This window comes from Inquilinus sp. NPDC058860, assembly GCF_042743185.1.
GTDB lineage: Bacteria > Pseudomonadota > Alphaproteobacteria > DSM-16000 > Inquilinaceae > Inquilinus.
Map to the genome: position 1 here is coordinate 63,611 of NZ_JBHYMS010000002.1, position 22,895 is coordinate 86,505.

General features: G+C 70.3%; 22 protein-coding genes. 8 read left to right on the top strand and 14 right to left on the bottom strand.

Annotated features, from left to right (window positions below; all coding sequences use genetic code 11):
* The first annotated feature begins 37 nt into the window (after positions 1-37).
* The gene (pnp, locus tag ACFW16_RS01775; protein WP_380301245.1) at positions 38-2,170 is read left to right on the top strand and encodes a polyribonucleotide nucleotidyltransferase; all 2,133 of its coding nucleotides are present in this window, start codon (positions 38-40) and stop codon (positions 2,168-2,170) included.
* Positions 2,171-2,231: 61 nt separating this feature from the next.
* Here pnp and ACFW16_RS01780 read toward each other — a convergent pair whose 3' ends face one another.
* From ACFW16_RS01780 to ACFW16_RS01790, 3 genes are all read right to left on the bottom strand, one after another.
* Complete coding sequence (locus ACFW16_RS01780; protein ID WP_380301247.1) at positions 2,232-4,439, bottom strand: molybdopterin cofactor-binding domain-containing protein; 2,208 nt, start codon at positions 4,437-4,439, stop codon at positions 2,232-2,234.
* The gene (locus ACFW16_RS01785) at positions 4,439-4,918 is read right to left on the bottom strand and encodes a (2Fe-2S)-binding protein (protein WP_380301249.1); all 480 of its coding nucleotides are present in this window, start codon (positions 4,916-4,918) and stop codon (positions 4,439-4,441) included. Before ACFW16_RS01785 ends, ACFW16_RS01780 begins: the two co-directional genes overlap by 1 nt.
* A 128-nt stretch (positions 4,919-5,046) precedes the next feature.
* Positions 5,047-5,976 (bottom strand): helix-turn-helix transcriptional regulator, encoded by a 930-nt coding sequence (locus tag ACFW16_RS01790; protein WP_380301251.1) that lies wholly within the window; start codon positions 5,974-5,976, stop codon positions 5,047-5,049.
* Between the two features lie 195 nt (positions 5,977-6,171).
* Here ACFW16_RS01790 and ACFW16_RS01795 point away from each other — a divergent pair, with 195 nt between their 5' ends.
* From ACFW16_RS01795 to ACFW16_RS01805, 3 genes are all read left to right on the top strand, one after another.
* Positions 6,172-7,236 (top strand): aldo/keto reductase, encoded by a 1,065-nt coding sequence (locus ACFW16_RS01795; RefSeq protein ID WP_380301252.1) that lies wholly within the window; start codon positions 6,172-6,174, stop codon positions 7,234-7,236.
* Between the two features lie 305 nt (positions 7,237-7,541).
* Complete coding sequence (locus tag ACFW16_RS01800; RefSeq protein ID WP_380301254.1) at positions 7,542-8,429, top strand: MBL fold metallo-hydrolase; 888 nt, start codon at positions 7,542-7,544, stop codon at positions 8,427-8,429.
* Between the two features lie 102 nt (positions 8,430-8,531).
* The gene (locus ACFW16_RS01805; protein ID WP_380301256.1) at positions 8,532-9,791 is read left to right on the top strand and encodes a lytic murein transglycosylase; all 1,260 of its coding nucleotides are present in this window, start codon (positions 8,532-8,534) and stop codon (positions 9,789-9,791) included.
* A gap of 109 nt (positions 9,792-9,900) precedes the next feature.
* Here ACFW16_RS01805 and ACFW16_RS01810 read toward each other — a convergent pair whose 3' ends face one another.
* The 9 genes from ACFW16_RS01810 to hisB all read right to left on the bottom strand — a co-directional run bounded on the left by ACFW16_RS01810 (position 9,901) and on the right by hisB (position 18,048).
* Positions 9,901-11,859, bottom strand: coding sequence for an NAD(P)-binding protein (locus tag ACFW16_RS01810; protein WP_380301258.1), 1,959 nt, complete (start codon positions 11,857-11,859; stop codon positions 9,901-9,903).
* 75 nt (positions 11,860-11,934) lie between these two features.
* Positions 11,935-13,797 carry an adenylate/guanylate cyclase domain-containing protein gene (locus tag ACFW16_RS01815; RefSeq protein WP_380301260.1) on the bottom strand — a complete coding sequence of 621 codons (1,863 nt, stop codon included), beginning with the start codon at positions 13,795-13,797 and terminating at the stop codon, positions 11,935-11,937.
* Positions 13,794-14,165, bottom strand: coding sequence for a histidine triad nucleotide-binding protein (locus tag ACFW16_RS01820; protein WP_380301262.1), 372 nt, complete (start codon positions 14,163-14,165; stop codon positions 13,794-13,796). Before ACFW16_RS01820 ends, ACFW16_RS01815 begins: the two co-directional genes overlap by 4 nt.
* Before the next feature lie 151 nt (positions 14,166-14,316).
* The gene (locus ACFW16_RS01825) at positions 14,317-14,658 is read right to left on the bottom strand and encodes a phosphoribosyl-ATP diphosphatase (RefSeq protein ID WP_380301264.1); all 342 of its coding nucleotides are present in this window, start codon (positions 14,656-14,658) and stop codon (positions 14,317-14,319) included.
* Positions 14,655-15,419 carry an imidazole glycerol phosphate synthase subunit HisF gene (gene hisF, locus ACFW16_RS01830; RefSeq protein ID WP_380301266.1) on the bottom strand — a complete coding sequence of 255 codons (765 nt, stop codon included), beginning with the start codon at positions 15,417-15,419 and terminating at the stop codon, positions 14,655-14,657. The genes ACFW16_RS01825 and hisF overlap by 4 nt, the downstream gene beginning before the upstream one ends.
* A 3-nt stretch (positions 15,420-15,422) precedes the next feature.
* A complete protein-coding gene (gene hisA / locus ACFW16_RS01835; RefSeq protein WP_380301268.1) occupies positions 15,423-16,166 on the bottom strand; it encodes a 1-(5-phosphoribosyl)-5-[(5-phosphoribosylamino)methylideneamino]imidazole-4-carboxamide isomerase in 744 nt (247 codons plus the stop codon).
* Positions 16,163-16,735 carry a GNAT family N-acetyltransferase gene (locus ACFW16_RS01840; protein ID WP_380301270.1) on the bottom strand — a complete coding sequence of 191 codons (573 nt, stop codon included), beginning with the start codon at positions 16,733-16,735 and terminating at the stop codon, positions 16,163-16,165. The genes hisA and ACFW16_RS01840 overlap by 4 nt, the downstream gene beginning before the upstream one ends.
* A 25-nt stretch (positions 16,736-16,760) precedes the next feature.
* Positions 16,761-17,399: an imidazole glycerol phosphate synthase subunit HisH gene (gene hisH, locus ACFW16_RS01845; protein ID WP_380301272.1), complete on the bottom strand. Its 639-nt coding sequence runs from the start codon at positions 17,397-17,399 to the stop codon at positions 16,761-16,763.
* A 16-nt stretch (positions 17,400-17,415) separates the two neighbouring features.
* Positions 17,416-18,048: an imidazoleglycerol-phosphate dehydratase HisB gene (hisB, locus tag ACFW16_RS01850; RefSeq protein ID WP_380301274.1), complete on the bottom strand. Its 633-nt coding sequence runs from the start codon at positions 18,046-18,048 to the stop codon at positions 17,416-17,418.
* Positions 18,049-18,216: 168 nt separating this feature from the next.
* On the opposite strand from hisB, the gene ACFW16_RS01855 reads away from it, so the two are divergent.
* The 4 genes from ACFW16_RS01855 to ACFW16_RS01870 all read left to right on the top strand — a co-directional run bounded on the left by ACFW16_RS01855 (position 18,217) and on the right by ACFW16_RS01870 (position 21,350).
* Positions 18,217-18,393 carry a hypothetical protein gene (locus ACFW16_RS01855; protein ID WP_380301276.1) on the top strand — a complete coding sequence of 59 codons (177 nt, stop codon included), beginning with the start codon at positions 18,217-18,219 and terminating at the stop codon, positions 18,391-18,393.
* 106 nt (positions 18,394-18,499) lie between these two features.
* A complete protein-coding gene (hslV, locus tag ACFW16_RS01860) occupies positions 18,500-19,048 on the top strand; it encodes an ATP-dependent protease subunit HslV (protein WP_380301278.1) in 549 nt (182 codons plus the stop codon).
* A 46-nt stretch (positions 19,049-19,094) separates the two neighbouring features.
* Entirely contained in the window at positions 19,095-20,411 is a 1,317-nt protein-coding gene (gene hslU, locus ACFW16_RS01865) for an ATP-dependent protease ATPase subunit HslU (protein WP_380301280.1), read from the top strand.
* A 111-nt stretch (positions 20,412-20,522) separates the two neighbouring features.
* Positions 20,523-21,350 (top strand): MBL fold metallo-hydrolase, encoded by an 828-nt coding sequence (locus ACFW16_RS01870; RefSeq protein ID WP_380301282.1) that lies wholly within the window; start codon positions 20,523-20,525, stop codon positions 21,348-21,350.
* A 2-nt stretch (positions 21,351-21,352) separates the two neighbouring features.
* On the opposite strand, the gene ACFW16_RS01875 is transcribed toward ACFW16_RS01870, so the two are convergent.
* Together ACFW16_RS01875 and ACFW16_RS01880 are read right to left on the bottom strand one after the other, a co-directional pair.
* On the bottom strand, positions 21,353-21,622 hold the full coding sequence (locus ACFW16_RS01875) for a hypothetical protein (protein WP_380301284.1): 270 nt from the start codon (positions 21,620-21,622) through the stop codon (positions 21,353-21,355).
* Complete coding sequence (locus ACFW16_RS01880) at positions 21,528-22,754, bottom strand: esterase-like activity of phytase family protein (RefSeq protein ID WP_380301286.1); 1,227 nt, start codon at positions 22,752-22,754, stop codon at positions 21,528-21,530. The genes ACFW16_RS01875 and ACFW16_RS01880 overlap by 95 nt, the downstream gene beginning before the upstream one ends.
* Positions 22,755-22,895 lie beyond the last annotated feature (141 nt).

Sequence of the window (22,895 nt, forward strand, 5' to 3'; positions counted from 1 at the left end):
CCCATCGAGGCACGGGGTGTCCGATGAAGGAAAAGCGATGTTCAACATCTATCGCAAAGAGATCAACTGGGGCGGCCGCAAGCTGGTCCTCGAGACGGGCAAGATCGCCCGCCAGGCCGACGGCGCCGTGCTCGTCACCTATGGCGAGAGCGTCGTGCTCTGCACCGCGGTCGGGTCGAAGCAGAAGTCGAAGTTCGACTTCTTCCCGCTGACCGTGAACTACCAGGAGAAGGCGTTCGCCGCCGGCAAGATTCCGGGCGGCTTCTTCAAGCGCGAAGGCCGCCCGTCCGAGAACGAGACGCTGGTCAGCCGCCTGATCGACCGCCCGATCCGCCCGCTGTTCCACCCGAGCTACCGCAACGAGACCCAGGTCGTCGCCACGGTGCTGAGCCACGATCTGGAGAATGATCCGGACATCGCGGCCCTGGTCGGCGCTTCCGCCGCCCTGACCATCTCCGGCATCCCGTTCCTGGGCCCGATCGGCGCCGCCCGCGTCGGCTATATCGACGGCCAGTACGTGCTGAACCCGACGATCGCCCAGACCGCCGAGAGCCAGCTCGACCTCGTGGTCGCCGGCACCGACGAAGGCGTGCTGATGGTCGAGTCCGAGGCGCATGAGCTGACCGAGGAGATCATGCTCGGCGCCGTCGCCTTCGGCCATGCCGCCGCCAAGCAGGTGATCCAGGCGATCATCGAGCTGGCCGAGCTGTGCGCCAAGGAGCCCTGGGCGCTGAGCGAGGAGCCGGCCGAGGTCGCCTCCGTCAAGGCCAAGTTCCAGGCCGTCGCCGGCGAGCTGCGCGACGCCTACAAGATCGTGCGCAAGCAGGACCGCTACGCCGCGGTCGACGCGGTCAAGGAGAAGGCGCTGGCCCTGCTCGAGGGCAACGAGGCCGAGCTGGCCGTCGGTTCGGGCGTGTTCAAGGACTTCGAGAGCGACATCGTCCGCGGCAGCATCCTGGACACCGGCCTGCGCATCGACGGCCGCGACACCAAGACGGTCCGCCCGATCGTCGCCGAGGTCGGCGTGCTGAAGCGGGCCCATGGCTCGGCCCTGTTCACCCGCGGCGAGACCCAGGCGCTGGTGGTCACCACGCTGGGCACCGGCCAGGACGAGCAGATCATCGACGCGCTCGAGGGCGAGTACCGCGAGAACTTCATGCTGCACTACAACTTCCCGCCCTATTCGGTCGGTGAAGCGGGGCGCATGGGCAGCCCGGGCCGCCGCGAGATCGGCCACGGCAAGCTGGCCTGGCGCGCGGTGCATCCGATCCTGCCGTCGAAGGAGCAGTTCCCCTACACCATCCGCGTGGTGTCGGAGATCACCGAGTCGAACGGCTCCTCCTCGATGGCCACGGTCTGCGGCTCGTCGCTGGCGCTGATGGATGCCGGCGTGCCGCTGGGCAGCCCGGTGGCCGGCATCGCCATGGGCCTGATCAAGGAGGGCGAGCGCTTCGCCGTCCTGACCGACATCCTGGGCGACGAGGACCATCTCGGCGACATGGACTTCAAGGTGGCCGGCACCGAGCGCGGCATCACCGCCCTGCAGATGGACATCAAGATCACCTCGATCACCGAGGAGATCATGAAGATCGCGCTGGAGCAGGCGCGCGAGGGCCGCGTCCACATCCTCGGCGAGATGTCCAAGGCGCTGTCGGCGGCCCGCGGCGAGGTCAACAAGAACGCGCCGCGGATCACCACCTTCTCTATCCCGAAGGACAAGATCCGCGAAGTGATCGGCACCGGCGGCAAGGTGATCCGCGAGATCACCGAGACCACCGGCGCCAAGATCGACATCGAGGACGACGGCACCATCAAGGTGGCGGCGGTCGACGAGACGGCGGCCGAGGCGGCGATCAACTGGATCAAGGGCATCGTCGCCGAGCCCGAGGTCGGCAAGATCTATAGCGGCAAGGTGGTGAAGGCGGTCGATTTCGGTGCCTTCGTCAACTTCCTGGGCAGCCGCGACGGCCTGGTCCACATCTCGGAGATGCGGCCCGGCCGCGTCGCCAAGGTGGCCGACGTCGTCAAGGTCGGCGACGAGGTCAAGGTCAAGGTCCTCGGCTTCGACGACCGCGGCAAGATCAAGCTGTCGATGAAGTTCATCGACCAGCAGACCGGCGCCGAGCTGCCGCGCGAAGAGGCGCAGCGCCAGACCGACGCCGCCAACTGAGGCATCGCCTCGGCGGAATGGACAGGGGCGGCCTTCGGGCCGCCCCTTTTTTCATTTGCGCCTACGCCCGCGTGAAGCCGGCGGTGTCCAGCGGCAGCTTGCGGACCCGCTTGCCGGTGGCGGCGAAGACGGCGTTGCACAGCGCCGGGATCACCGGCGGCAGCGCCGGCTCGCCCAGGCCGGTCGGCGGAAAGTCGCTGGCCATGAACTCGACCGCGATGTCGGGCGTGCCCGGGATCCGCGGCAGCGGGTAGGTGTCGAAGTTCTCCTGCTCGACGCGTCCGCCGGCCAGCGTGATCGCGAGGCCGCCCAGCGCCTGGCCGAGCCCGTCGATCACCGATCCGCGCACCTGGTTCTCGGCGCCCGACGGGTTGACGATCTGGCTGCCGATGTCGCCGGCCACCCAGACCCGCGGCACCCGCACCGTGCCGTCCTGCGCCACCGCCGCCTCCACCACCTCGGCGAAATAGCCGAGATGGCAGAAGTAGAAGGCGAAGCCCTTGCCGCTGCCGGCCGCCGGCTTGACCGGCCAGCTGGACATTGCCAGGGCCCTCTGGATCACGCCGCGGGCGCGGCCGGTGTGGAACTGCACCTGCGACCCCTGCCGCGCCGGCAGCGCCCGGGGCTCGCCGAGCAGCCCCAGCAGCAGCGTCGGCAAGTCGGTGCCGGCCTCGGCCGCCACCTCGTCGAGGAAGGACTGGTAGGCCCAGGCCAGCCCGTTCGACCGCGGTGCCCGCATCGGCCCGGTCGGCACCACGCTGTCGATGCCCGACTGGGCGAACAACAGGTTCGGCACCATCAGCGCCGGCAATTCCTGGAAGTCGAAGTCGCCGCCCGACACCGGCTTGCCGCCCCGGGTCAGGGTGACGAAATGGGCGGCGAAGGCGGTCGGCTTGCCGGCCGCGTCGAAGCCGGCGGTGAAGCGGTGCCAGCCGGCCGGGCGGTAGAAGTCGTGCTGGATGTCCTCGGTCCGCGACCACACCAGCTTGACCGGCGTGCCCGGCACCTGCCGCGCGATCGCCGCCGCCTGCACGACGTAATCGTTCATCAGCCGCCGGCCGAAGCCGCCGCCGATGCGCGGCATGTGCATGGTGATCGCCTCGGGCTTCAGCCCCAGCGCCTCGGCCACCAGGCCGCGCCCGCGCTGCGGCATCTGGGTCGGCGCCCACAGCTCCAGCGTGCCGTCCTCGCGGTAGAGGGCGGTGCAGTTCTGCGGCTCCAGCGGCGCATGCGACAGATACGGATAGGCGTAGTCCGCCGTGATCCGCTTGGCGGACCCGGCCAGCGCGCCTTCGACATCCCCGGCGCGGAACAGCTCGGCCTGAGGCGTGCCGTCGAACAGCGCCCTGGCCCGGGCGTCGTAGCCGTCGGTGCTCTGCGCCGCGCCCGGCCCCTCGTCCCATTCGACCTTCAGCGCCTGCCGCGCCTGGTTGGCCAGCCACCAGTTGGTCGCCAGGACCGCGACGCCGTCGACCAGGCTTTCCGGCCGGCCGTTGCCCTTGACCGTGAACACCTGGCGCACGCCCGGCTGGCCGCGGGCGGCGTCGAGATCGGCGGATCGCAGCGTGCCGCCGAACACCGGGCAGCGCTCGAACACCGCGTACAGCATGCCGGGCAGGCGCGTATCGATGCCGAAGATCGGCTCGCCCCGCACCACCTTCGGGCTGTCGCAGCCGCCGATCGGCTTGCCGATGATGCGGAACTCGGCCGGATCCTTCAGCCGGACCTCGGCCGGATCGGGCATCGGCAGCGCCGCGGCCTCGGCCGCGACGTCGCCATAGCCCAGGCTGCGTCCGCTGGCCTCGTGCAGCAGCCGGCCGGACCGGGTGGTGATGCTGTCGGCCGGCACGCCCCAGCGCCGGGCCGCGGCGTCGACCAGCAGCGCCCGCGCCGCGGCGCCGGCCTGGCGCAGCGGCATCCAGTTGGTCGGCGTGGCCCGGCTGCCGCCTGCCGTCTGCGGGCCGTAGGCGGCCTCGTCCACCATCGCCTGGGTCACGGTGACCTGGTCCCAGTCGATGTCCAGCTCGTCGGCGATGATCATCGGCAGCGAGGTCTTGATGCCCTGCCCGATCTCCGGGTTCTTGCCGGTGATCGTCACCCGGCCGTCGGGCGCGATGGCGATGAAGGCGCCGAGCGTGCCGCCGGTCCCGCCGGCGGCGGTTGCCCGGACCGGCAGGGTGGCGTCGATCAGGAGCCCGCCGCCGACCAGCAGCGAGGCCTTGAGGAAGGCGCGCCGATCCAGGGCCGCCTCGGGAAGGATGTGTCCCATCAGCCGGCCCTCCCTTCCGCCGCCTTCCGTTCGGCCGCCCTGTGGATGGCGGTGCGGATGCGGGTATAGGTGCCGCAGCGGCAGAGATTGCCGGCCATGGCGGAATCGATGTCGTCGTCGCCGGGCGCCGGCGTGGTCGCCAGCAGCGCGGCCGCGGACATGATCTGCCCGGCTTGGCAGTAGCCGCACTGCATCACGTCGAAGGCCAGCCAGGCCTGCTGCAGCCGGGCGCCGATGTCGGTGGCGCCGATCGCCTCGATGGTGACGACCTTGGCGCCGCCGACATCGCCGATCGCCGTCTGGCAGGCGCGCACCGCGGCGCCGTCGAGATGCACGGTGCAGGCGCCGCACAGCCCGGCGCCGCAGCCGAATTTGGTGCCGACCAGGCCGAGCTCGTCGCGCAGCGCCCACAGGAGAGGCATCTCCGGCGGGGCGTCGATCCGCTCGGTCCGGCCGTTGATGTTCAGTTCGACAGCCATGGACAGCTCCGTCTCTAGGACCGGCCATGCACGGCGGACCGCCGCCTGCGCGCCGGGTCCGGGAATTCGGAAGGAGAAGGATACGATCCGTTTGTCGCGCAACTGTGCCAGGGAATCCGGCGACCGTCCTATGCCACCGAACCGCTGCGGCATCCGGTCCCATTCGGATGCAGGACCGGGTCTCGCGGCCCGGTGCCGTTCACCGCGCGATAGCGCGACGGGGCCATGCCGACGACGCTCCGGAACACGCGAGCGAAGTGGCTCGGGCTGATGAAGCCGCAGCGCAGCGCGATCTCGGCGATGGAACAGCCGTCCATGTCGAGCATCCGCATCGCACGGCGGATCCGCCTGTCGTTGATGAAGGCGAGCGGCGTTTGGCCCGTCGTCGCCCGGAACGCCCGGTGCAGCCGGCCGGGCGAGAGCCCGACGAGACGGGCGAGATCGGCGATCCGGATCTCGGCGCCGAGATGGGCGTCGACATAATCGACGATACGGCGCAGGCGCCAGGGCGGCAGCGCCCAGCCGCGCGGGCCGCCGGCCGACGTGGCGTGGCCGTAGCGCCGGACGAGGTGATGGGCCAGGGCCCAGGACATCGCCTCGCCATAGGCCCGGTCCAGCCCGCCTTCCACGACGGCAAGGCGCGCGGCCTCCGCCACCATGCCGGCCAGGAACGGTGCGTCCTGATTGGTGAAGGCGGTGCCGTCCAGCGAGCGCCCGGCCCGGTCGAACACCTCGTCCTGCAGCAGCGCCGGGTCGAGCGAGATGGACGCCCATTCCGACTCGACTCCGTGCAGCCGCAGCCGGCGTTCGCAATCCGCCGGGACGAAGGACACCGCGCCCGGCCGATCGCTTCCGACATAGCGGTGGCCGCAGGACGAGACCACCTCCTGATGGCGCGCTCCGCCCGCAAGGGTCACGAGCACCAGGTGATGCGGGATCAGGATCGTGCCCTCGACCGCCTCGGTGTAGGGCCGGCGCGCCGTGTCGAAGACGCCGCCGGCCCAGGCGAAGCTGCGCCAGCCGGTGGCCCGCGGCTCGATCCTGCGCTCGTATGCCATGCGGTCTCCGCGACTCCGGTCTCGACCGATGCGCCGAGGATAGGCTCGGCCATTTCGGGTGTCAGTGTGCCCCGCCGACGCATCCCGCCCGCGGATCGGGTCAGGATCGGGCGCAGGCCGGTCAGGATCCGGCGCATCCGCCGCGGGGACGGCCGCTAGACTCCGCATCGCACATCTCCGGAGCGGATCACGGCCATGCGACAGGACCCTTTCCTTCCCACCGATCGGCGCGGCCTGATGCGCGGGGCGCTCGGCCTCCTCGCCGCGGCGCCGGCGCTGCTCGGCCCCCCGGGCGTCCGCGCCCAGCAGCCCGCCGCCGCGGACGGCATCGTCACCCGCACCGTGCCGCGCACCGGCGAGGTGCTGCCGGCGATCGGGCTCGGCACCTTCCTCACCTTCGACACCCTGCCGGGCGCGCCGCGCGGCCATCTGCGCGAGGTGCTGCGCCGCTATTGGGAGGGTGGCGCCCGCGTGGTCGACACTTCGCCCCTCTACGGCACCGCGGAGACCACGGTCGGCGACTTCGCGACCGCGCTCGGCATCGGCGACCGCATCTTCATCGCCAACAAGATCTGGGTGACGGGTGACTTCCTGGCCGATGAGAGCCACGCCCTGCGCAGCCTGCGGCTGTCGGAGGACCGGCTGTGGCGCGGCCGCATCGACCTGATGCAGTGCCACAGCCTGGTCAATGTCGAGCTCATCGTCCCGTATCTGCGCGTATGGAAGAAGGAAGGGCGGATCCGCCTTTTCGGCGTGACCCACTACGAGAATGCCTATCTGGAGCCCCTGGCCGGCTGGGTCGAGCGGGGCGATCTCGATTTCGTCCAGGTCAACTACTCGATCTTCAACCGGCGCGCCGAGGAGCGGGTGCTGCCCGCCGCCGCGGACCGTGGCACCGCCGTCCTGGCCAACATGCCGTTCGAGAAGGCGCGCCTGTTCAAGGTCGTCGAAGGCCGGCCGCTGCCCGATTTCGCCGCCGAGCTCGGCATCGGCAGCTGGGCGGCCTATTTCCTGAAATGGGTGATCGCGCACCCGGCCGTGACCTGCGCCCTGCCGGCGACCGCCGACCCGGACCACGCCGCCGAGAACATCGCCGCCCTGCGCGGCCCCCTGCCCGATGCGGAGATGCGCCGGCGCATGCTGCGGCACATGGAGACGATCCCCGGCTTCGACCGCATCGCCGAGATGCCGTGGTACCCGGACAAGCGCTATCCCGGCATCATCGGCCGCGCCCAGGCCGAGCTGCGGGCCCGAAGCTGAGGACGAGACTCCGGCTTTTCACCGGCCATCGGCAGAGAGCTGTACGTCATCCTGTCTTTCGTATCTGTCCTGATCGATTCGCGTGTCATTCCCCGAAATTAAGCGGAGATGGAGTGTCAATTCCTCCAAAGTACTGCGTAATTCCATGATAGAGGTCTGCGACATTTATTGTGCTATTGTTACCGATACGGGCTGGAATTTGGAACTCCGCCCTTGATGTTCATGTCAGGTTGAAATTCCCGTCGGCGGATTATTTTGCCACCATGGCCGGAGAGTCTTCCACGAGCATCCGCGAGCGATCGACCATGACATCGGCCGGCGCGCCGCCCATCGTCCACGCCATCTTCGATCCGCGGACCTGCAGCGTGCAGTACGTGGTGGCGGACGGTGAGACCGGCGACTGCGCGATCATCGACCCGGTGCTGGATTTCGACCTGAAATCCGGCACCGTCTCGACCCGCAACGCCGACCTGATCCTCGACCATGTCGCGCGGTCCGGGCTGCGGGTGGCCTGGATCCTCGACACCCATCCGCATGCCGACCACGTCTCGGCCGCCGCCTATCTCAAGGCGAAAACCGGCGCGCCGACGGCGATCGGCGAGAAGGTCGCCGGCGTCCAGGCGCTGTGGCGGGAGATCTACAACCTGCCGGACCAGCCGACCGACGGGACGGGCTGGGACCGGCTGTTCCGCGACGGCGACCGGTTCCGCATCGGGTCGCTGGAGGCCCGGGTGCTGTTCTGCCCGGGCCACACGCTGGCCTCGATCACCTATCTCGTCGGCGACGCCGCCTTCATCCACGACACGCTGTTCATGCCCGATGGCGGCACGGCGCGGGCCGACTTCCCGGGCGCCGATGCCCGCGAGCTCTGGGCCTCGATCCAGCGCATCCTGGCCCTGCCGGACGACACGCGCCTGTTCACCGGGCACGACTACCAGCCGGACGGGCGCGAGCCGCGCTGGCAGAGCACCGTCGCCGACCAGAAGGAGCGCAACATCCACGTCGCCGCCGTGTCGGAGGCCGAGTTCGTGGCGCTGCGCCAGGACCGCGACCGGACTTTGCCGCTGCCGGCGCTGATGCTGGCGGCGCTGCAGGTGAACATCCGCGGCGGCCGCCTGCCCGAGCCCGAGGCGAACGGCCGTCGCTACCTGAAGATCCCCCTCGACGCCTTCCCCGGCGTGCCGCAAGGGTGACCGCCGCGAGGCGTCTGCGGCGGCCATGCCCCCTTCCGGCCTTGATCTCCGGGCACTTTGCCGCGACGTTCACCGACTGATTCGGAATCGCGGAGAGGGCCCATGTCGATGACCACGCGGATGGCGGTGCTGGCCGGGGTGATGCTGCTGGCCGGCTGCCAGAGCTCGGGCCAGGGCCAGCCGGTGGTGCCGACCCCGACGCCCGGCGGCCAGGCTTTCCCTCCGGCCCAGTCCGAGGCGCAGGGCTTCCCGCAATGGGTGGCGGCGTTCCGGGCCGATGCCGCGGCCCGCGGCATCGGCCAGGCGACGCTGGCCAGCGCGTTCGACACCGTGCAGTTCCTGCCGAACGTGATCGAATCCGACCAGTCGCAGGCCGAGTTCACCCGCGCCATCTGGGACTATCTCGACCGCTCGGTCTCGGCCGACCGCATCCGCGCCGGCCAGGCGATGCTGGCGCAATGGGGGTCGACCGCCAGCGCGGCGGAGCAGCGCTACGGCGTGCCGAAGGAGATCGTCACCGCGATCTGGGGCATCGAGAGCAATTACGGCCAGAACTTCGGCAGCACCGAGGTGATCGACGCCCTGGCGACGCTCGGCTACGAGGGCCGCCGCCAGGACTGGGCCAAGGAACAGCTGTTCGCCGCGCTGCAGATCCTGCAGCAGGGCGACATCAGCCGTGACCGCATGCTCGGCTCCTGGGCCGGCGCCATGGGCAACACCCAGTTCCTGCCGACGGTGTTCCTGAGCTCCGCCGTCGATGCCGACGGCGACGGCCGCCGCGACATCTGGGGCAGCATCCCCGACGTCATGGCCTCGACCGCCAACTACCTGGCGCAGTCGGGCTGGCAGCGCGGCCAGCCCTGGGGCGTCGAGGTCACCCTGCCGCCCGGCTTCGACTATTCGGTGGCGGAGCTGAGCACCAGGCGGCCGGTGGCGCAATGGGCGGCGCTGGGGGTGAAGCCGGTCTCCGGCCGCAGCCTGCCGGCGCTGGGCGATGCCTCGGTGATCACCCCGGCCGGCGCCCGCGGCCCGGCCTTCCTGGTCGGCCCGAACTTCAGCGTGATCATGAAGTACAACAACTCGACCAGCTACGCGCTCGCGGTCGCCACCCTGTCCGACCGGCTGGCCGGCGGCGGCCCGATCGCGGGCGCCTGGCCGCGGGGCGAGCAGCCGCTCTCGCGCAGCGAGGTGCTGGAGCTGCAGTCGCTTCTGGCGTCGAGGGGCTTCTCCATCGGCGGCGCACCGGACGGGCTGATCGGCCCGGCGACGCGCGGCGCGATCCGCGCCTGGCAGACTTCGAAGGGCCTGGTCCCGGACGGCTTCGCGACGACCAGCCTGCTGCAGGCGGTGCGGGCGGGATAACCGAGAATCGTAGGTTGGGTTCGCATGGCGAACCCAACTTGGCGCCGCCGGTACGACGTCGGAATGTTGGGTTCGCTATCGCGAACCCAACCTACGAGGAGGGTGCTGCTCAGAGCAGCCCCAGCTGGTCGCGCGGCGGGCCGGGGAAGTCGGCGAAGGCGGGGGCGCCGTCGGGCGTGCCCAGCAGCTCGCGCACCGCCCGGGTGGCCTGGTCGATCGCCGAATGGACATAGGCATAGGCGCCGGAATCGGCGTTGGCGATCGCGATCCGGCCCCAGGGCTTGCGCGCCGCCACGATCGGCAGCGGGCCGTCCGGCCAGAAGGCGTCCCAGGGCCGCATGTATTCATAGGCGTAGCCGTGCGACCAGCGGTTCGCGGTGATCGCCTCGATATCGCGCGCCGGATCGAAGCCGCCGCCCGACAGGGCCCGGCCGAGCAGGTCGCGGATCTCGCGCTCCATCTCCTCGAAGGTCAGCCGGGTCAGCTGGATGCGCCCGGCCAGCGACTGCTCGCGCGAGGACAGGCCGGGCTGCAGCGGTATCTTGCTGAGATGCAGCAGCACCGGATCCTCCGGCTTGTCGGCGAAGCTGTAGCCGCCCATGCTCACCGGGAAATCGATCTCCGCCCCCGACCAGAAATGGCCCGGCGCCTCGAAGCCGTCGATGCCGAGCTTGGCGAAGGCGGTCCAGTTGCGGATCAGGACGTTGGTGTAGATCAGCGGCACCTTCTGCTGGTCGCGCAGCGCCTCGACCTGCGCCGCCGACAGCTCGTCGGTCAGGAACGGGATCACCCGGTGCCAGCAGGCCAGCACCACATGGCCGGCCTGGACGGTGCGCAGCTTGCCATCCTGGACGTAGGAGATATCCACCGCCTTGGCGGCGGCCGGATCGCCCTGGTGCTTCACCCGCACCACGGTCGAGCCCAGCCGGATCCGCACCGGCTGGCCGTCGACATCCAGCTGGCCGTAGTCGGCCTGGGCGAGGACCAGGTCCTCCATGGTGCTGCCGGGGATGGCGGCCGGGATCAGCGACCGTACCAGCGCCCGGGCGACCCCGGCGTTACCGTCCGGGAAATGGTAGATGTAGTCGTCCGGGTCGGTGCGGGCCAGGCGGCCGCTGGGGCTCATGGTCCGATAGGCCCCGTCGCCCAGATCCATGCCGTCGAAGCCGGGATTGCCGTTGGCCCAGGCGTCGAGGCAGGTGGTGGCGTCGATGCCGACGCCGAAATACGCCTCGGTCGAGCCCTGGAAATACGCCACCAGCTGCGGGTCTGCCTTCACCAGATCGGTCAGGAACCCGGCATAGGTGGTCTTCGACAGCCGGTCCAGCTTCTCGGCCCGCGACAGGCCGGGCAGGTAGTCGGCCGGCGAATCGATCAGGGCGATCAGGTCCTGCTTGGCCTTGTCGGTCAGCGGCGTCCGCGGCACCCAGTCGGCGGCGGCCTCCGCCTCCTTCACCAGCGCGTCGGCGCCGAACGTCTCCTTCGGGAAGAACACGGCGCGGCCGAGGCCTCGCGCCTCGGCCCAGCCCTGGTCGTAATACTGCTCGAACCGCTTCGGCTCGACCCCGATATCGGCCAGCAGCGCATTGACCGCCGGGCTGAAATAGCTGGGCGTCTGCAGCGACTGCGACCCGCCATAGCCGAGGACCATGCGGCCACTGGCGCTGGTGAACTCGTTGCGCTTGGCGTGGCCGCCGAAATCGTCGTGGTTCTCGAGCACCAGGATGCGGACGCCCGCCCCGGCCTGCTTGCGGTACTGCACCGCCGCGGCCAGGCCGGAGATGCCGCCGCCGACCACCACCAGGTCGTAGCGCTCGCCGGTCGGCTCCGGCGCCCCGGCCCTGTCCCAGAAGGTGCCGTCGCGCACCGAGTGCATGACGCTGTACGAGCCTTCGTGGTGGCCGCGCAGCCCGGTCAGCTTCGGCGGATTGGCGGCCGGCCAGGCGGCGAAGGCGCTGCGGGCCAACGGCCCGCTCAGCGTGGCTGCGCCCACCGTCAGGGCGACGCCGTCGAGAAAGTCGCGCCGGCTGATCGGCCGGCCCATACCCAGATCGCGATCGGATGACATGGCTGTTCCCCCTCCCTGGCTGATGCCGATTCAGGGGGACCAAGGTGGCGGAATTGCGGTGCGAAGCGGGGCGGCTCAGGCGGCCGGCTTGATCCCCACCAGGCGGAAGATCTCCACCTCCCCGTTGCGGCCGCGGACGCGGCGCGGGCCCAGGCTTTCCATCTCGAATTCCGGGCCCAGCAGGGCCGCGGTCTCGGCGCTGATCAGGATCGTCGTGTCCTCGTCGCGCGACAGCACCTTGCCCAGTTGCTCCAGCCGGTTGCCGATGTTCACGGTGTCGCCGACGATGGTGTAGTTGGTGCGCCCCGGCGCGCCGATGTTGCCGACCACCACCGGGCCGCTGTGCAGCCCGATGCGCAGCCGCAGCCGCGGCCGGCCGGAAGTGGCGCGGCGGTCGTTCTCGGCCTGCATCACCGCGGCGATGGCCAGCGCCGCACGGGCCGCCCGCGGCGCATGGTCCTTCAGCTTCTCCGGCGCGCCCCAGAACGCCATCAGGCAGTCGCCGATGAACTTGTCGATGGTGCCGGATTCGGCCTCGACGCAGCGCGCCAGCATGGCGAAATGCTCGTTCAGATAGGCCGCGATCCGCGCCGCCGGCAGCCGCTCCGCCGCCGCGCTGAAATTGGCGATGTCGGTGAACATCACCGTCATGATCCGCTCGATCGATACCACGTCCTCGCCGTCGCCCTTGGTGATCAGCCGGCGGACCAGGCTTTTCGGCACATAGGTCTCGAGCCAGCGCAGCCCGACCAGCATGGTGTTGAAGGCCTGGGCGCCCTCGTTCAGCTCCTTGAACACGCTGCCCGGCAGCGGCTTCAGCTGGCCGAACTCCAGCGTCCCGACCGCCCGCGCCTGGTCGGAAAACGCCCGTACCGGGCGGGCGATCATGCGGCCGACGAAGACGCCGACGATGATCGCCAGCACCATCACCGCCAGGCCCGCCAGGCCGGCGCGGATCACCCGCCAGACCTCGGCGCCGATCGCGTCGCCCGGCACATGGATGCCGAGGATCAGCTGGGTCGGGCCGAAGCCGTAGATGGTGCGGTACAGGAAGATCTCGTCCTGGTCGCCGATCTGGACCTCGCGGATCCGCACCCGCGGGTTGCGCACGGTGACCGGCGCGCCCTTGGTCCACAGCGCCGCGAGCAGGTCGTCGCCGACCTGGTCGAGCCGCGGCAGCGGCTCTTCCACCGAGGCCGGCAGCGGGTCGGCGGCCATGCGCGGATGAGCCAGGACCCGGTCCTCGCCGTAGAGGATGAACGGCACCTGCGACGGGTCGCTGGACACCCGCGCCAGGAACTTCGACAGGTCCTGCACGGTGACCACCGCGAACAGCACGCCGACCAGCTTGCCGTCGCGCCGCACCGGCTGGCGCAGGTTCATCACCGTCGCATGCGGCCCGTCCTTCAGATACAGGATCTCGCCCCAATAGGCGTCGACCTTGCCGGCCGCCTCGGCCAGCGCCTCGCGGCTCTGCTCCGCCTCGTTCCGCTGGTCGAAGGTCTCGTAGTCGCCGTCCTGCCGGTGGGTGACGCCGCGGATGCGCATGTCCTCGGTCAGGTAGGCGATCGACCGCACCTGCGGCGAGGCGGCCAGCGCGCCGGTCAGCATGGTCGAGAACCGGTCCATGTTGTCGGCATCGAGCCGCCCCTGCTGCAGCAGCAGGGCCAGGCTGCCGAGTTCGTTCGACACCGGCTCGAGATGCTGGCGCAGCTGCGCCTCGACCGAGGCCACGCCGATCTCGGCCTGGTTGGTCAAGAGGTCGAAGGTGGTGCGCGCCGCCGTGGTCCAGTAGATCGCGAGCACCGCCGCGACCGCGATCGCCACCAGGCCGCCGATGGCGACCGCGAGCGTCCGGGCCAGGGTGACGGTGCGCCGGCGCGGCCTGCCGGAGCGGCTGGCCGGCGCCGATGCCTCGGCGGAGACCGGCAGGGTCATGGGGCGATGGCGGGATCCAGCATGCGGCCGAGCGGCCGGCCGCCGAAGATGTGGATATGCAGATGCGGCACCTCCTGGTGCCCGTCGCCGCCGATATTCGACAGGATGCGGTAGCCGGGCGCGGCCAGGCCGAGATCGCGGGCGATCCGGCCGACCGCCCGGGTCAGGGCCGCGACCTCGGCGTCACTGGCGCGCTCCGAGAAATCGTCCATCGAGACATAGGCGCCCTTGGGGATGACTAGGACATGCACCGGCGCCTTTGGACCGATGTCGTGGAAGGCCAGGACGTGGTCGTCCTCGTAGATCTTCCTGCATGGCAGCTCGCCGCGCAGGATGCGGGCGAAGACGTTGTTCGGATCATAGGCCATCGGTCGTCCTCTCCACCGGGTCTTCGCTGATGAATGTGACACATGCTGCTGAATCGCGGCGAAATTCAGCCGCCATCCAGCGACGTTTGTCATGCCGGCGGCGACGTGATGTCGCGGTCCCGGCCGGCCTCTCCCGCACGGGCGGGCGCGGTCACTCCGTCGGCCGTGCCGCCTTTTCGGCGATGCCGCTGGTGCCTTCCCGCGCCTCCAGCGCCGCCCAGACCGTCTCCGGCGCCACCCCGGCATCGGCCCACAGCACCAGGAGGTGGTAGAGCAGGTCGGCACTTTCGGCGGCGATGGCGTCGGCATCGCCGCGGATCGCCTCGATCACCGTCTCGACCGCCTCCTCGCCCAGCTTCTGGGCGATCTTCGGCCGGCCGCGGGCGAACAGCTTGGCGGTGTAGCTGGAGGCCGGGTCGGCGCCCTGCCGCGACCGGATCACGGCGGCCAGCCGGTCCAGCACCCGGGCGTCGACGGCCTTGTCCCCGCTCATGCCGCCATCCGCACCGGCAGCCCGGCCTCGGCCAGGTGCTGCTTGGCCTGGGCGATCGAATAGGTGCCGAAATGGAAGATCGAGGCGGCGAGCAGCCCGGTGGCGCCGCCGGACAGCGCCCCGTCGGCGAGATGCTGCAGCGTGCCGACGCCGCCCGAGGCGATGATCGGGATACCGACCACCTGGCGGATCGCCTTGAGCAGCCCGAGGTCGAAGCCTTCCTTGGTGCCGTCGCGGTCCATCGACGTCACCAGCAGCTCGCCGGCGCCGGCCGCGGCCATCCGGTCGGCCCAGTCGACCGCGTCGATGCCGGTGCCCTTGCGGCCGCCATGGGTGAAGATCTCCCACTGGCCGGGCGACACCTGCTTGGCGTCGATCGCCACCACCACGCATTGCCGGCCGAACTTGACCGCGGCCTCGGACACCAACTCCGGCCGGGCCACGGCGGCGGAGTTGATCGACACCTTGTCGGCCCCGGCCAGCAGCAGCGCCCGCACATCGTCGACGCTGCGCACGCCGCCGCCCACGGTCAGCGGCATGAACACCTGCTCGGCAGTGCGGCGGACCACGTCGAACAGCACGCCGCGATTCTCGTTGGTCGCGGCAATGTCGAGATAGACCAGCTCGTCCGCGCCCTCGCGGTCGTAGTGCCGGGCCTGCTCCACCGGATCGCCGGCATCGACCAGGTTCTCGAAGTTGACGCCCTTGACCACCCGGCCGTCCTTGACGTCGAGGCAGGGGATGACCCGGACCTTGAGCATGGCTTACGCCTCCACCGGCACCGGACCCGACAGGATGGCCAGAGCCTGCCTCGGGTCGATCCGGCCGTCATAGAGGGCGCGGCCGCAGATCACCCCGGCGATGCCCGACTTCTGCTCGCGCTTGATCGCCCGCAGGTCGTCGAGCGAGGAGGCCCCGCCCGAGGCGATCACCGGCGTGGTCAGGGCGAAGGCCAGGTCGGCCGTGGCCTCGACGTTCAGCCCGCCCATGGCGCCGTCGCGGTTGATGTCGGTGTAGATGATCGCGGCGACGCCGGAATCCTCGAAGCGCAGCGCCAGGTCCAGCGCCTTAACGGTCGAGGTCTTGACCCAGCCTTCGATCGCCACGAAACCTTCCCGCGCGTCGATGCCGACGGCGATCCGGCCCGGCCAGCGGCGGCAGGCCTCGCGCACCAGCTCCGGGTCGCGCACCGCGACCGTGCCCAGCACCACCCGAGCGACACCGCGCTCGAGCCAGAATTCGATCCGCTCCAGATCGCGGATGCCGCCACCCAGCTGCACCGGCAGCGAGGTGGCCTTGAGGATGCCGCCGATCGCTTCGGCGTTCACCGGATGGCCGGCGATGGCGCCGTTCAGGTCGACCACATGGATCCAGGCGAAGCCTTGCTCGGCGAAGGCCCTGGCCTGTTCCACCGGATCCAGGTTGAACACCGTGGCTTCGCTCATCTCGCCGCGGACGAGACGGACGCAGTGGCCGTCCTTCAGATCGATGGCCGGATAGAGGATCATGGCGTCGGGTCCAGCCCCGCCTCGGTCAGCGGGATCAGCGGTTTGTGGAAGTAGCAGCCGCCGATCAGGCGGCCGTTCACGCGGGCATAATACGGGTTCGTCGCCCAGCGGACGAATCCCAAGCGTTCGAACACATGGATCGCCGCGGTCTGGGTCTCGCGCACGTCCAGGGTCAGCAGGCGGTAACCGCGCGCCCGCGCCTCGGCCTCCGCCGCCTCGGCCAGCATCCGCGCCAGCCCGTGGCCGCGGGCCCAGGGCGCGACGAACATGCCGGACAGGCCGGCGGCGAAGGCCTGCGCCTCGTTGTTCGACGGCGGCTCGACCAGCTGGATGGCGCCGGCGATGACCTCGTCGAGCCGGCCGACGAACAGGTGCCGGCCCGGCATCACCACCACGCCGCCCCAGTAGCGCTCCATGGTCTCGCGCGGCGGCGGCTTGATCCAGCCGAAGCCGCCGCCCTCGAGGATGGCGAGCTCGGCCGCGTCGCACAGGTCGTGCAGGTCGCTGCTGCGGAACCGCTCGAGCCGGCCGACGGACACCGCCGGCACCGAGGCTGCCGTATCGGTCATGGCGTGGCTTTCAGGAGGGCGCCGGTCATGGCGTCCAGGTCACGAAATTGCCGAGCAGCCTGAGGCCGGCGGCCTGGCTCTTCTCCGGGTGGAACTGCACGCCGATCCAGTTGTCGCAGCCGACCGCGGCGGTCTGCGGCCCGCCGTAATCGACCGTCGCCAGCACCTCGGCCGGGTCGGCCGGCACCATGACGTAGGAATGGGCGAAATAGACGTCCTGGCCGGCCAGCCCGTCCAGCACCGGATGCTCCTCCTCCACCGCCAGGCTGTTCCAGCCCATCTGCGGCACCACCAGGTCGGGATCGGACGGGGCCAGCGGCACCACCGCGCCGTGGATCCAGTCGAGGCCGAGGAAGTCGCCATGCTCATGGCCGACGCCGGCCATCACCTGCATGCCGACGCAGATGCCGAGGAAGGGTACGCCGGCCTTCCGCACCCGCTCCTCCAGCACCTCGCGCATCTCCGGCAGGGCGCCCAGCGCCTGGCTGCAGTCGCCGAAGGCGCCGACGCCCGGCAGCACCAGCCGGTCGGCCCGGCGCACCACCTCGGCATCGGCGGTGACGATGATCTCCTGCGCCGCCCCGCGCTCCGCCGCGGCGCGTTCCAGCGCCTTGGCGGCCGAGCGGAGATTGCCGGAGCCGTAGTCGATCACGGCGATGGCCATTGCGGGAGTCCCGGGGCTAGAGGGAGCCGCCGAGCGTGCCCTTGGTCGAGGGCACGGCGTCGGGGCGGCGGCTGTCGATCGCGGTCGCGGCGCGCAGCGCGCGGGCCAGCGCCTTGAAGCAGCTTTCGACGATATGGTGGTTGTTCTCACCGTACAGGTTGGCGACGTGCAGCGTCAGCCCGGCGTTCTGGGCGAAGGCGTGGAACCATTCGCGGAACAGCTCGGTGTCCATCTCGCCCAGCTTGTCGCGGGTGAAGCGGACGTCCCAGACCAGATAGGGCCGGGCCGAGATGTCGACGGCAACGCGGGACAGCGCCTCGTCCATCGGCACATGCGCCTCGCCGTAGCGCTGGATGCCGCGGCGGTCGCCCAGCGCCTTGGCGAAGGCCTGGCCGAGGGTGATGCCGACATCCTCGGTGGTGTGGTGGAAGTCGATATGGAGGTCGCCCTCGGCCCGCACCGTCAGGTCGAACAGGCCGTGCCGGGCCAGCTGGTCCAGCATGTGGTCGAGGAAGCCGACACCGGTCTGGATGTCGGAGCGGCCGGTGCCGTCGAGATCGACCGTGGCGCTGATCCGCGTCTCACGGGTGGCGCGGTCGACCGTGGCCGAGCGGACCGGCGCGACGGGGGCTGGGTTGGTTCCGTCCATGGCTGGTGTCTTAACAGGAAGCCCGGTGCATCGCCAGCCGCCGAGCCATGCCCGGAGAGCAGGGGGCCTGCAGGCCGGGCGCGGGGAAAGCTGGCATGGCTGGCGGTCGGCGTCTTTCCGTTGACCGGCCCTCATCCTATGATTGCGGGAAAGCACAGGGAATGACGAATGAGCCAGACCTCACCCGCCGAGGCCATCACGATCCGCACCGCCAAGCCGTGGCAGGTGCAGCGCATCGAGGAAGGCCTTGCCGCAATGCGCGAAGGCCGCGTGTCCCCTGCTGACGAGGTGTTTGCCAGGATCGCCGCGAAGCACGGCTGGACTCGCCAACGCCCACCGGCGTGATCCCCGCGGGAACGGTCCGCAAGACTTGATCCCCCCACCGGACGGTCCAATCTAGGCGATGCGGGCCGGACGGCCCGTCACAACCCCAGCGTTTCCGGATTTCCGCATGTCGTCTTCCGAGAGTGCCGCCTGGCACGGCACCACCATCCTCGCCGTGCGCAAGAACGGCCATGTCGTCATCGCCGGCGACGGTCAGGTCACCGCCGGCAATACCGTGATGAAGGGCACCGCCCGCAAGGTGCGCCGCCTGGGCGACGGCAGCGTCATCGCCGGCTTCGCCGGGGCGACGGCCGACGCCATGGCCCTGTTCGAGCGGCTGGAGGCCCAGCTGGAGAAGCATCCGGGCCAGCTGGCCCGCGCCTGCGTCGAGCTGGCCAAGGACTGGCGCACCGACCGCTATCTGCGCCGGCTGGAGGCGATGATGGCGGTGTGCGACGCCCGAGTGTCGCTGATCCTGACCGGCACCGGCGACGTGCTGGAGCCCGATGACGGGCTGATCGGCATCGGCTCCGGTGGGCCCTTCGCCCTGGCCGCCGCCCGGGCCTATATGGAGCACCCCGAGTTGGACGCCGAGACCATCGCGCGCAAGGCGATGAAGATCGCCGGCGACATCTGCATCTACACCAACCACAACGTGACGCTGGAAAGCCTGTGATCGCGGCTCTGCCGATCCGCCGTCCCGACGCCGCGAAGGACTCACTATGACCGACACCGCCAATTTCAGCCCGCGCGAGATCGTCTCCGAGCTCGACCGCTTCATCGTCGGCCAGCACGACGCCAAGCGCGCCGTCGCCATCGCCCTGCGCAACCGCTGGCGCCGCCAGCAGCTGCCGGAGGCGCTGCGCGAGGAGGTGCTGCCGAAGAACATCCTGATGATCGGCCCGACCGGCGTCGGCAAGACCGAGATCGCGCGCCGCCTGGCGAAGCTGGCCAACGCGCCGTTCCTGAAGGTCGAGGCCACCAAGTTCACCGAGGTCGGCTATGTCGGCCGCGATGTCGAGCAGATCGTCCGCGACCTCCTGGAGATCGCGATCAAGATGACCCGCGAGACGCTGCGCAAGGAGGTCGCGGCCAAGGCCGAGATCCGCGCCGAGGAGCGGGTGCTGGACGCGCTGGTGGGCGAGAGCGCCTCGGCCGAGACGCGGCAGAAGTTCCGCAAGATGCTGCGCGAGGGCCAGCTGAACGACCGCGAGATCGAGATCCAGGTCGCCGACACCGGCGGCGGGCTGCCGACCTTCGACATCCCCGGCATGCCGGGCGCCCAGATGGGCATGCTCAACCTCAACGACGTGTTCGGCAAGGCCTTCGGCAACCGCACCAAGCCGCGCCGCATGACCGTGACCGAGAGCCACGCCGTGCTGCTGGCCGAGGAATCGGACAAGCTCCTGGACCAGGAGAAGGTGACGGCCGAGGCGATCCACCTGGTCGAGCAGCATGGCATCGTGTTCCTGGACGAGATCGACAAGATCACGGCGCGGTCGGAGCGGCAGGGCGCCGATGTCAGCCGCGAGGGCGTGCAGCGCGACCTGCTGCCGCTGATCGAGGGCACCCAGGTGGCGACCAAGCACGGCACGGTGCGCACCGACTACATCCTGTTCATCGCCTCCGGCGCGTTCCAGCTGGCCAAGCCGTCCGACCTGCTGCCGGAGCTGCAGGGCCGCCTGCCGATCCGGGTCGAGCTGCAGGCCCTGTCGCGCGACGATTTCCGCCGCATCCTGACCGAGCCGGAGCACAGCCTGGTCAAGCAGTACACCGCCCTGCTCGGCACCGAGGAGGTGACGCTGGACTTCACCGAGGACGCGATCGACGCCCTGGCCGACCTGGCGGCCGAGGTCAACCGCGCGGTCGAGAACATCGGCGCCCGCCGGCTGCACACGGTGCTGGAGCGCCTGCTGGACGAGGTCAGCTTCACCGCCTCCGATCGCTCCGGCGAGACGGTCAGGATCGACGCCGCCTATGTCCACGACAAGGTCGGGGCCCTCACCAGGAACGCCGATCTGAGCAAGTTCATCCTGTAATGGCAGACCACCGGTCTCCGGCCTTCCGCTCGTCGTCATCGCCCGGCTAGCCTTGGCGATGACGGAGCGGCCCCGAGCGCACAGGCAGCTCCTCCATCGAGAGGAATCGACATGGCCGCTGTTGCCGGGCGCTTCGGCGCCTACGACGTCACCGTGCTGCTCGACGGCATCTTCGAGGCCCCGAAGACCGTGCTGACCCATGCCGCCGGCGAGGACGCCACCCGGCGCCTGGTCGACGGCTGGCCCGGCGACAAGATCAGCATCGACGTCAACTGCTATCTCCTGACGGGGCCGAACGGCGTCTCGCTGATCGATGCCGGCACGGGCGACCATTGGGGGCCGGCGCTGGGCAAGGCGCGCGCCGCCCTGGCGGCGGCCGGCGTGCGGCCCGAGGAGGTCGATCGCGTGCTGCTGACCCATCCGCACGGCGACCACGCCCTGGGCCTGCTCGACGGCGACCGGCCCTGGCTGCCGCGGGCCGAGATCCTGTTCCCGGAGCAGGATTTCGCCTTCTTCGGCGATCCGGCCGTCGCCGAGACCTTCCCGCCGAACCGCCGCGGCAACTTCAAGACGGTGGCCGACCTGGGCCGCGCCTATGCCGGCCGGATCCGGACCATAGCGCCGGGGCCGGTCGAGGGCATGCCGGACGTCGAGGCCGTGCCGCTGCCCGGCCACACGCCCGGGCAGAGCGGCTATCGCATCGGCGAGGGACGGGACAGCCTGCTGATCTGGGCCGACGCCATCCATCTCGGCGATCCGCAGATCGAGGACCCGGAGGTCGGCCTGACCTACGACCTCGACCCGGCGCAGGCCGTGCGAAGCCGCCGCTTCCTGTTGGAAGAGGCGGCGAAGCATGGCTGGCTGGTCACCGGCAGCCATCTCAGCCGGACCGGCCGGATCGAGGCGGGCGACCGGGGCTGGCGGTTCGTCGAGCCGTAAGCCTACTTCGCGTTCAGCAGCTCGGTGACCTTGAGCAGCACAAACTCCTCGTCGTCCTGCCGGTCGACGGCGCGGCCGGAGGAGAAGGGCAGGTTGTTGTCGTTGGCGACGATGATGTGGTCGGCGTCGACCCGCGCCACGTTCTCGATGGTGACGAAGGGGAAGCTCAGCACGCCGTCATGCCCGCCCCGGCGCGCCTTGTGCTCCGGGTCCTGGAGCGCCAGCAGGTCGATCGAGCCGATCTTGCGCAGGATGCCGTCGGCGTCGGGCATCCGCAAGGTCGACCAGGAACACCCGCTTCAGCCTGGCCGGGGTGGCAAAGCAGTCCGGCTTCAGCGCGCCCTGGCAGGCCTGGGCCGCATCGCCCTCGCCCTGGTCGCGCTCGATGATCAGGCCGCGGGTGCCGCCGATCAGGTTGAAATCGCCGATCGAGTTGCCGTTGGCCTCGAGCCGGTATTTCCAGGACTTGCCGGTGTATTTCTTCGAGGCGACGTCGAATTCGAGCACGCGCAGAACCTCATGCCCCTGGGCGTCCGTCTCCGGCGCACCCTTGGCCGCATCCCACAGCCCGCCTTCCAGCAGCGGGTACAGGGTCTTGCCGTCCTCCGACGCCGCCATGCCTTCGAACCCCTTGCTGCGGCGCGATTCGAAGGCGACCGGGCCGGGGGCGCCCGGCATGGTGAGGTAGGGGTTGTCGGGCGACCGCACCGGCTTGCCGTCGACCACGGTGTCGACCACGGTCAGCACCCGGCCGGCGGCGTCGGTCTCGATCAGGAACGGGCCCAGCTCGTCGCCGAACCAGTAATGGTCGCCGAACCAGTAATGGTCGCCGACCAGCTGCACCGATTCGATGTCGAAATCGGCGCCGGTCAGGTAACGCTCCTTCGTCGCCTCGGTGACGATGCGGAACGGCACCCTCTTGTCCGGGTCGGACAGGAACAGCGTGTTCAGCACCGACACCCGGCCCGCCTGCCAGTCCGGCTTCACCCGGTGCACCATCAGCATCGCGTCCGGCGAGTTCGCCTTGGCGCCGAAGCCGTTGTCGGTGATGACGACATATTCGCCGTTGCCGACCGGCTTGATGCCGCTGAAGCCCTGCACCGCCTGGCCGACGAAGGGGAACAGCAGGCCGGTCTCGCGCACCGCGTCCTTGGCTCCGGTGGTGCCCATGACGCTGAACGGCCGGTCGATCCGGGCCAGGGTCGGGCCGGCGAACTTGGCCGAGGTGGCGAACATCGCCGGCGCATCGGCCGGCGGCGCGGCGAAGGTCATCGCCGGCAGCACGGCATGGCCGGCCAGCACCGCCGGATAGGTCTGCGGCGCCGGGTCGTCGCCGGCTAGGGCAGCGGCGGCGGACAGGGCCATGACCGCCAGCGAGGCGGCGGCAAGACGGAACGGACGCATGGATCCCCCTTCTCAGACGAAGCGCGGCCGGAGAGTGGGGTCGGCCGATGACGGCCGGATGACAGGTGCGTGAAAGTCTCGGGTCGGCCGCTTGGCTCAGGCGTCGGCAACCCACGGAGATGACCATACTAGATGTATGGT